The organism is Methylophilus glucosoxydans (assembly GCF_042676145.1).
Taxonomy (GTDB): Bacteria; Pseudomonadota; Gammaproteobacteria; order Burkholderiales; family Methylophilaceae; genus Methylophilus; species Methylophilus glucosoxydans.
In genome coordinates this window covers 1-638 of sequence record NZ_JBHTJW010000011.1, presented here as the reverse complement: position 1 = coordinate 638, position 638 = coordinate 1, and the positions used below count along the sequence as shown (strand labels likewise).

General features: G+C 49.4%; 1 protein-coding gene. It reads right to left on the bottom strand.

From position 1 onward, the window contains the following. Positions 1–638 (bottom strand): hypothetical protein (locus tag ACFQ1T_RS14370; RefSeq protein WP_379078016.1); only part of this gene is annotated, 638 nt, incomplete at both ends.

Below are 638 nucleotides of genomic sequence, written 5' to 3'. Positions count from 1 at the left end.
CGGTTGGTGCCGTCGCCATCACCGAGAAGATGATATGAGTAGTTAGTACCATCGCCGATGGTTGCATTGCCGCTGACAGTTGTGGTGCCATTGCCTTTTTGAGTTGAGCCATAACCAAACCAGTTGAGCACTGTGGTGAGCAGGCTGCCTGAGCCGCCAATCGTGCCGCTGGTGTGGCTGACAGATGAGGTAGTGATGTTAGCCGCACTGTTGAACGCACCACCAGAAACATCCAGTGAACCTGTATTCAAATTGCCTGTACCACTAAAATTGAGCTCACCACCAGAGACACTGACTGCCTGAGATGTATGGTTGACTGCACCATTGATATTTAATGCGCCACCACTCACTTGAATGGCACCGTTCCCACTTAGTGATGATGATTGCATATTTGTGGTTGCGCCTGAGTTTCTCAGTGTGCCAGCATTGGTAATCGTGCTGCCAGTTAACTCATGCGTCCCGCCTGCAAATTCAAGCGTTTGACCTGACTGAATATCAAAGCTACCAGTTGAAGTGCCGCCGCCAGATAGTGAGAGCGTACCTGACTTTACATTGACGGTACCAGAGTTGTTGAAAGCGGTATTAATGCTTGTTTGTTTGCCGGAAGCATCTTGCACAAAGGTACCAGCGTTGTTGAA